Annotated in this window: 7 protein-coding genes and 3 pseudogenes; 4 read left to right on the forward strand and 6 right to left on the reverse strand. The window is 52.9% G+C overall.

What is annotated here, in order from left to right; all coding sequences use genetic code 11:
• Window positions 1-345: 345 nt before the first annotated feature.
• From AB4Z11_RS14860 to AB4Z11_RS14870, 3 genes and pseudogenes are all read right to left on the reverse strand, one after another.
• A pseudogene (locus AB4Z11_RS14860) lies at window positions 346-659 on the reverse strand (transposase).
• A 493-nt stretch (window positions 660-1,152) separates the two neighbouring features.
• Window positions 1,153-1,422: a hypothetical protein gene (locus AB4Z11_RS14865; RefSeq protein ID WP_442026021.1), complete on the reverse strand. Its 270-nt coding sequence runs from the start codon at window positions 1,420-1,422 to the stop codon at window positions 1,153-1,155.
• Window positions 1,423-2,043: 621 nt separating this feature from the next.
• Window positions 2,044-3,177 (reverse strand): sensor histidine kinase, encoded by a 1,134-nt coding sequence (locus AB4Z11_RS14870; RefSeq protein WP_442026022.1) that lies wholly within the window; start codon window positions 3,175-3,177, stop codon window positions 2,044-2,046.
• Window positions 3,178-3,961: 784 nt separating this feature from the next.
• Here AB4Z11_RS14870 and AB4Z11_RS14875 point away from each other — a divergent pair.
• The 3 genes from AB4Z11_RS14875 (at window position 3,962) to AB4Z11_RS14885 (ending at window position 5,849) form a co-directional block, all read left to right on the forward strand.
• Window positions 3,962-4,912, forward strand: a complete 951-nt coding sequence (locus AB4Z11_RS14875) for an L-lactate dehydrogenase (protein ID WP_442026023.1) — start codon at window positions 3,962-3,964, stop codon at window positions 4,910-4,912.
• 48 nt (window positions 4,913-4,960) lie between these two features.
• On the forward strand, window positions 4,961-5,431 hold the full coding sequence (locus AB4Z11_RS14880) for a pyridoxamine 5'-phosphate oxidase family protein (RefSeq protein WP_442026024.1): 471 nt from the start codon (window positions 4,961-4,963) through the stop codon (window positions 5,429-5,431).
• A gap of 130 nt (window positions 5,432-5,561) precedes the next feature.
• Window positions 5,562-5,849, forward strand: coding sequence for a transposase (locus AB4Z11_RS14885; protein WP_442026025.1), 288 nt, complete (start codon window positions 5,562-5,564; stop codon window positions 5,847-5,849).
• On the opposite strand, the gene tnpB is transcribed toward AB4Z11_RS14885, so the two are convergent.
• The 3 genes and pseudogenes from tnpB to AB4Z11_RS14900 all read right to left on the reverse strand — a co-directional run.
• On the reverse strand, window positions 5,846-6,040 hold the full coding sequence (gene tnpB, locus AB4Z11_RS14890; protein ID WP_442026026.1) for an IS66 family insertion sequence element accessory protein TnpB: 195 nt from the start codon (window positions 6,038-6,040) through the stop codon (window positions 5,846-5,848). The two genes, AB4Z11_RS14885 and tnpB, sit on opposite strands and share 4 nt — an antisense overlap.
• 506 nt (window positions 6,041-6,546) lie before the next feature.
• Window positions 6,547-6,810 (reverse strand): annotated as a pseudogene (locus tag AB4Z11_RS14895) (integrase); the annotation flags it as partial.
• Window positions 6,811-7,118: 308 nt separating this feature from the next.
• Window positions 7,119-7,442: pseudogene (locus AB4Z11_RS14900) on the reverse strand (helix-turn-helix domain-containing protein); the annotation flags it as partial.
• A 78-nt stretch (window positions 7,443-7,520) separates the two neighbouring features.
• On the opposite strand from AB4Z11_RS14900, the gene AB4Z11_RS14905 reads away from it, so the two are divergent.
• Window positions 7,521-8,057, forward strand: a complete 537-nt coding sequence (locus AB4Z11_RS14905; RefSeq protein ID WP_442026027.1) for a NaeI family type II restriction endonuclease — start codon at window positions 7,521-7,523, stop codon at window positions 8,055-8,057.
• The last annotated feature ends 428 nt before the right edge of the window (window positions 8,058-8,485 follow it).

Genomic DNA, 8,485 nt, shown 5'->3' on the forward strand with positions numbered 1-8,485 from the left:
CGCATCCTGGGAACTAACGGGCTGAGAACAGCCTTGATCGGGCTGTAAGCCCTTTCTTCTTCGACGCGTCTTCAATCGGTTCGACTCGTCTCGCCGACTGCAGCACCGGTAGCATCCAGCCGCGTTTTCACACGGCCTGGCCCCATTGCCGACGGTCGTCCTCGCTCCAATTTTGGATAGTGAGCGTGACTGAAAAGTTGTTCAACTTATCAGTCGTCGCTCGTACCATCGCATTAAAGGACGAACAGTTGCGCCATGGACGAGGATAGAAACGGCTGTGACACCAAGCGTTACTGATCGAAACTTTGAATCCGTCTTCCTCTAGTCCCTGGCGGATCGTTTCGATCACTTCTCTTCCTCGCCCAGCAGGGACGCCAGCTTTTTTCGAGCACGCAGTTCAAGCATCGCTTCACCATAGGCTTCTTGCAGCTCTTTGATCTGGCGTTCGTACTATTCGCGCACATCCAGGGGCTTAGCCCGTAACGCGTTCTCCATTCCGCGCTTGGCCTCGTCGACCCATTCCTCGATTTCAGACGGTGGCATATCGAAGGCACGACTGGCCTCGGCAACCGTCGTCTTTCCTTGGATAATTTCCGTCACCAGCGCCGCTTTGCGCTTCGCGTCCAGCGTTTTACTTCCTCTTCCATGACCATGCTCACGTGATGTCCTTTCTGTATTATCACCTGAGCAGGAATTCACTGGGTCATTACATGATGATACTAATGTCAGCAAAATTTCTCTGAGCGCCGCGTGAATGTTACGGATGAATCAAGTATCTCATTTTCTTAACAGAGATTTTTCWCTTTCCGCTTTCCCAAGAATGAGCTGCCTCAATCTAAGTATCGCTTTATGGAGCTTCTTGCGAACAGCAGCTTCGCTTAGGCACACAGGGTTTCGTCTGAGGGGCCGCTTTGCATCAAGTTGAGTCGACTTGCGGAGGATCGAAACGGCGTGGAAGCCCTGTGCCGGATAGTACCCGCTTAACGACATGCAACGGGACGCATCGGGACTGCACATAACGCCGGGCCTCATCCGCTCCGATAACGCTGCGTAGGGCAACGCCATACTGGACAGTTTCAGCGGTCCATATATCTATCCGGCGCACTACTTTTGCAGCGTCTTTCATTGGCTCTACTTCGGCGTCACCTAACCTCAGGAGTCGGAGGATGAATCGATTAGGTCGTCCAATGATCTCACAAAGAGGGTAGTAATATGGTTCACCCTGAAGAACTCTTGCGCTTGTGTCACGCGATCTTCTTCAGACATAGCATTTACTGTAAAGTGATAAAGGTCCGCATCCCACCTAAGAATTAAGTCCATCAGGTCTTCACTCAACGGTTCGCTTGGCATCCCAATATAAAGTGTGCCGATGCTTCCGTCCTGGCGGGCGTAGCAGGCTTTCCACTGCAGAATTCTATCCATCGAAAACGTCCTTCTCCGCATCATCCAAGCTCACCGTCATGCACGCGCGACACGTCCGAAGTTCACCGCTCGTATCGGCTCATGATCTAGTCCGAGGAAATGCCCGCTTGATAAGTTCGCTTCTTATCGAAGCGATTGAGGTAAAAACGAAGTTAAGGGCAACGGGATCGCTCGCAGGAAAAGTACCGCACAATGCTTCGTCTAAAGCCGCATCAAGGCGCACCTGCTCCACCGTTTCCGCCTCGTCACCCAGCAGCACATCGCCCCCATACTGGGGCACTGATAAGAATTCGCCCATGTTAACCTCGCATAAGGCTTGAGAGTCATCTGCGACCTGGCCATTAGTTCATCGACCGTGCAGATGTCTCGGTCAGATGCATCAGCTTCAACATCATCCAAAATCTAGATGTGGTCGGTACGTATGCTCACACATGGGCACAAAAGTCCGCCTGGGACGCGCTTGCATTCTGACTTCCCGCACGACCTGCCTGCCGAGTGATTTCTTCAACCAAAACGGATCTGAACCATGGCGAGTCGCGCATGGCGAGCTTAGGCTCCGTGGTGCAAGACAGACGTGAATATGTTCTAAGTCTTCACCGCGTGGCTACTTGATTTCAACAGTTACTTGGGGCTGGCAGATATCTCGTGGCGTGGGAGTGTGATGGTAAAAACACAACCAACATCAGGCAGATTACGGACGCTAAGAGCGCCACCATTTTCCACTACGAACTGCCTCGCGATCGTCAGCCCCAGACCGAGCCCCGTACGGTCGGTACCGCCCTGCTCAAATGGCTGAAACATACGTTCAGCCAAGTCGGAGCCTAGCCCGCCACAATGGTCGGAGACCTCGATCAAAATACTGTCAGCCAAAGTACGACACGCCAGGGTTACCTCGGTGTGCACGTGCGTGAATTTGAAGGYGTTTTGCAATAAATTTACAACTGCCGCGAGAAGCATTGCCCGGTTACCTTGTATAGCCAACTGTGGATTACCGGGCAAAACCGTCAGGCGGCATTCCTTCGCAACTGCAGCCAACGCTGTTGTCGTTTCCACTTCCGCGATAAACTCAGCAAGAGAAAAAAGGTTGCTTTGGTGATGGATCTGTTCGTCGCGTACTAACGAGACGGTGGTACTAATCAGATCCTCTAAGCCGTCCAAGCTGCGGCCCAAAATGCTCCCGGTTGCGCCATCCAGACTCAGATTGCCGACTTTACAAGCAGAAAAGGCCAATTTGGCGGTGCCAAGGAGATTGCGTAGCTCATGCACAAAGAAACCCATCCGTTTGTTTTCCTCGGCGTTGTGACGATCCGCCTCTCTGAAGTCGTGTTTGAAGCTAAATGCTGTAACCGCATACGCAATTGCTACATCAAGACAGCGATTCAAAGTCCTAAATTCGTCGACGGAAAAGGGAGCGTCACGCTCCACTGCAATATCTGTGATGGCCTGGCATAAATCACCGTAGTTGTGGACCACGTCATTGATAGTAAAGCCCAGCGTCATCATAGCTTCGCCGTGCAGTGTGGCGGACGCGCCGAGTTCACCCTTAGCAAGTCCCCCATCTGAGAGGGGAATCAATTGAAGTTCGAAAGCACTATTCGTGTGCTGAGCTCGTAAAGTACGAATAAGCTGTTCAAGAAACATCGGAACGCCGTTCCGCAGTTGCTCGGCAGTAGCGGTGTGCTCACGTGCAGCAACTTTTGCCCGACAACGGCTGATGAGTTCGGCTCGGTTGTTAGCCAGGAATTCGTGTAGCACCCGATCCCTCCTCTTCACAAATACTCGACCCAAGGTGTCTTAGGCGTGCATCAAAATCTGCCCTCATGCTGTAGTGTAGGCGAAAATCAGGGCATTGCGGACGCAGCGCAGATGGATACCATTGCAGCCTCAAACACCTGCTTGCTGAATAATAATTGAACTCTACCATGAATGGCGTGACCTCATAACTGCTCTTCAACTAAATTTGGCGCAGGATGGGTCTACCGCAACTGTTGCGGCGCACGATGCCGCAAGGGCTATGTCAGCTCAGCACGATTCAACTGATGGGAGGATAATGCGTATACTCTAGTGAACTGAATTAATTATATTTCGCACACGGAAGGAAAAAATAAATGCTCCAACAATCGTGCGCGACCGGCACACGCGTATATTGGCTAGACCGACGACGCATCTAGCCTATAAAGTGCTTGTTGGTGTCGCTATGACAGTAGGCAATTCTACTAAGTCCGGAACCTCTTGCCCAAAAGCGCGCGTAGCTCTCTCAATTAGGATGTGAATCGCATGCTATCCAGCTAGCAACTTTACCATCGAGCGTCGCCTCTAATTGCGGCGTACATCGGTATCGCTACGGTTAGGCGAAGAGCGTATCCCACGCTAAGAGTCGAAAAGCTGCTGCGGCAACACTTGAGCCCCGTGATCTATTTGTTCAATCGCGATGCGCTAAGGAAAACATTCAGTACAAGCAAGGGAGCTCTACGAGTTCTTTGCGATGCCACTGCGCTTAAGTAGGGGCCTAGCAGTCGTCTATCGAGGAGTCATCAATATGAAGATCGGGATCGTCGGTACAGGCGCCGTCGGCAGTACCGCCGCTTATGCGATGCTGATTCAAGGCATCGCCAGCGAGCTAGTGCTCGTAGATAGCAACTTGGCTTTAGCCGTAGCACATCGAGAAGACTTGCTACATGCGACGCCCTTCAGCTTTCCTATCCATATGCAGTCAGGCGACTTCCCTTTGCTTGACGGCTGCTCGATAGTTATCATTGCCGCCGGCGTAGCGCAGGTTCGTGATGAAACGCGCATGCAGCTCCTTGAACGCAACGCGGCGGTGTTCGCGCAAATAGTGTCCGAGATTATGCGTTACGCGCCTGGGGCCATACTATTGGTAGCCACCAACCCGCTTGACGTTATGACCCAGGTTGCCACGAATTTATCGGGACTTTCGCCTGATCGCGTAATCGGTTCCGGCACCATGCTCGATACTGCTCGCTTCCAGTCGCTTTTGGCCACGCGCTTAAAAATATCGCCGTCGTCAGTACACGCCTATGTGCTCGGTGAACACGGCGACTCGGAAGTGCTAATCTGGTCATCGGCCAGTGTGGCGGGCATTCCACTTATCGAATGTGCCGCACTGTGCGGCTATAAGCTGGATGACTCGGAAATTGTAGCCGTCGACCAGGCAGTGCGCAAAGCGGCCTACAAAATTATTACCGGAAAAGGCGCGACCTATTATGGCATTGGTGCAGCGTTAGCATTCCTGGCGCGTGCCATCCTACAGGATGAGTGTCGGGTTGTGAGTGCGTCTGCAGTAGCTCCGTCGTTTTCTGATGTCTGTGACGTTGCAATGTCACTTCCAGTCGTCATTGGCAAGCATGGGGTCCAACAACGTCTTGAGCCTGCTCTAAATACGACTGAACATGAAGCCTTGAAAGGCAGCGCTGCTTTGATCAAGAACAGCGTCAATCAGGCAATGCTTAGCATTAAGCAGGGCAATTAGCAGTGTTTGATGCCATCTGGGTGGCGTCATCGTTAAATAGGAGGAAATATGAACCGTCTGGATGCGGCGACGCGAAATCGTGTTTTGGAAATTATGAATCAAGCCAACGACATGACATTGGCAACGATTCGTCCAGATGGACACCCGCAGGCGACGACTGTTTGCTATGTAAATGAAGGGCTCACTCTTTATGTAGGCATCGGGTTAGGTAGCCAAAAGGCGGCGAATATTCAGTTCAATAACAAAGTTTCGTGTACGATCAATTTGAGTTACACGGATTGGAATCACATTCGTGGCTTGTCTTTAAGTGGCACTGCGGAATTCGTTCGCGGAGAAAATGACATAGAGCACGTAGGTAAGGCATTGCTTCAAAGGTTCCCGCAATTTGCCCATGTCTCGCCGGGGCCGGGCGCAACGCCTATAGAAGGAATGTTATTCGTACGGGTCACCCCAGTGATCATCTCCTTGCTAGACTATCGGCAAGGCTTCGGTCACACCGAACTGTATTCGGTTACTTAACTACAACAATCATTGGCTTCGATACGCTGACTAAAATGCGCGTCCCTCAGCTTTAGCCGTAAGCGTTGTCTGGGCACCGTCTAAACGCGATCCTGTCACTCAACCATGATCGAATTTCGGCACAGCGGTTGTGCCCACAAATTTGAGTTATGAAAACAAATTTCGATCCGGTCATTTCCCGCGGCTCGCGCGGCAATATCGCCAGCATTCGCTGGAATTCAAGCTAGCCCTGGTCGTGCTGGCCCTGCAGCCTGGCGCCTCAGGCGCCCGCATCGCGCGTGAGCACAACCTCAACGCCAACCTATTGTTCTGCTGGCGCAAGTTGTACCGGGCCGGATGTCTTGGACCTGCTCCGGAGCCGGCAGCCGCTTTGCTGCCGGCGGTCATGACTGGCGGGCCTGCGGCCTGCTTAGCCTAAGCGTCTGCTTCGTACCGTCTTGAGGGAAATCGGTGATGGCGCGATGATTTGCAGCGCACCGCTGGGAAGCGGAGTTCACGCTCGAGGCGTTTGGCGAACAGGCACAGGCCATCACCATCCCACCACAGCAGCTTGACCAGATCGCCGCGTCGGCCGCGAAACACGAACACGTGGCCACCGACAGTAATCACGGGCCTTACTTGATGACCTGGAACGCTGGCTAAACGCCACGCTCGGCACGCTATCGCGCAAGTCCGATACGGTGAACTCCGCTTCCCAGCGGTGTGAAGCGCATCATCGCGCCATCACTGAATTTCCTCAAGACGGTACGACGCAGCTGCTTACCTACTAAAGGCGGTCTGGCATTTCCAAACGTTCAGAAATTCTGCTTTATCGGTGGGGGGCGGCGCTGATCGAAGACCGGGCCGAAAATGGCAATGGCGCGGCTCAGGCGTTCGCCATCTGGTGCACCTGGTGTCGGAGATCGAGGCGAAGTCCGCCGGTCGGAAGCCGAAGCACTACACGATTTCTGACCTCACCGACCTAATTAAGCCTGCATGTCGCGCCGATCCACGCTAGTGTTCGTCCGCGCATCCCCCCGCCTTCGCGGACCGAGAGGTGATAAACGCGGTCAATAATCACTGTCGGAACGCCAACTCCCAATAAGTGACGCTTTGCCTCTACGGCACCCGCAATTAGTTTTTTGTTGGGTCACGCTTGCTCGATGGGCTACCTGGGCCCCGTGGCAAACATCAAGCACACGCAGCCGGACGAGGTCACAGCCTCGCAGCTTACTGTCGATGGCCAGGTAAAATAACGCCAGGTCCCTCGTTCTATCGAAGATTTCGAGTCGAACCCGTATCGCCCAAATTTCGCTGATCCTAAGCGGCGCCTTTTGGCCGACTAGTTTGCCCTTGTTCCAAGGAATCCGAGGGCTGTTGGTGAGTTCAAGTGTTTCCATGATAGACCTCCTTTGAAGGAAGCTTCACTTTGCATCAGGATCTACGCCGTTCAAGCCGCTCTCCTGAATTGTCGGTGTGAGAATCCGCGTATTTTTTCTTCCAAGCAAAATGTTATGCTGCCGCTGGGTGGCCARCGCCTCCATCTCCATAGGCCGGAGCTGCGTGGCAATATGTCAACGTTAGCTGATCACAGTTTTCAGGGGGGAAAAGGATGTCCGACGTGATGAACTGCTGTCCCTGCTGCGACTCAAAGGTAATAGAGTGTTCGTTTGTGAGCAGGATTGACCCGGTCGATTTGACCCTCCCTCCATGTCCTCGCGAACGCCGCGACCCTGTCGTAAGACCCCTCGAATCCTAATTCTTTTAGGTCCTCATGGATCTGCTTTAGCGTGCGTCGCTGCTTGCGCGATCGTGCCGCCTCAGTCTTGAGCATTGCCGAAAGTTGGAAAGCGTATTGGTCGATGGCGCGTTTGGAGCGCCGCTCAGCGTAGGCTGGCTCTATGGTTTCCGAACGCAGATAGCGCCGAACGGTGTTTCGCGAGATGCCCAAACGCCTGGCGATCTCTCTCAATGGGACCTGGTCTCGAATATGCCAGCGTCGAATAATGCCTAGTAATGCCACGTCGATCACTCCAATTCCCCGCTCAGTATCGTGAGCAGGATTGTGTCTTATACGTGGGTCAGATTCGTTTGCAAATTACGCGGTAAAGTGGGTCAGATTTCGCTGCAAATCAACACCTACAGCGAAGAGAATGCCACTTTCAGTGTAGGACTGGCTCTTATCGAGGCTGAGCATCTTGGAAAGGACAACCGAGATCAGAAACGGTCAATGAAGAAAGAGTTCCGCGAGAGCATTTGTTGGATACTGAAGGATCATCCTTATCCCGAAAACTTGCTCGCGCGCTTACCGGCTGCAATATATTCAGAAATAACCACGCAGCGATCCGGCTTGCAACGCGTGCTAACGCTACTTCGTCTGGTGACAGGCCGCGCCATTCCGCGACATGTTATTGCCAGCGTTGCCAACCAAAAAGATCCGCTTAAGCGGATTCGCAGCAATGGCGGAGCTAGATCAACCTTATGGAGTGACGGTCTGCTGGTTTTAAGCGGCACATATGTAGCCGATCGCGAGATAGCGGCGGAAGTATGCGGTATCGCGCTAGCGCGTGATGAGGTCATGTCCCTCAGTACGAAGTCAGCCGGTCCCGCGCCAATAGCGAAATATCGCGCTGAACATGGGCTATAGCAGCATGTCCTGGCTAGTCCCACCCATTTCCCCTTTTACGCGTGGGTTGCGGCTTCATCCGCTCTTACAGAAACGAATTAGATTGCACGCTTAAAATCGACAAGTATCAGATAGACACCATTCTGGATCGACTGACTTGTTCGTCGAAACGCCGACCTGCACGAGTCGGCGTTTTTGCTTTCATTCTTAGCACATCGAAGATAAATCCAACGCACTGACTTGTCTCAGACTTTAATTGCACGTCTCAGACTTTAATTGCATGTCTCAAACTATATTTGTACGAAACACCAGGGAATCACCATTCTTTGTTTTATTCGACCGTCACCGATTTCGCCAGGTTGCGAGGCTTGTCGACGTCGGTGCCGCGGGCCAGGGCGGTGTGGTAGGCCAGCAGCTGAAGGGAGACGACGTGCAGGATCGGGGATAGT

The sequence above is a fragment of the Pseudoduganella sp. RAF53_2 genome (genome assembly GCF_052113985.1).
GTDB lineage: Bacteria > Pseudomonadota > Gammaproteobacteria > Burkholderiales > Burkholderiaceae_D > Rugamonas.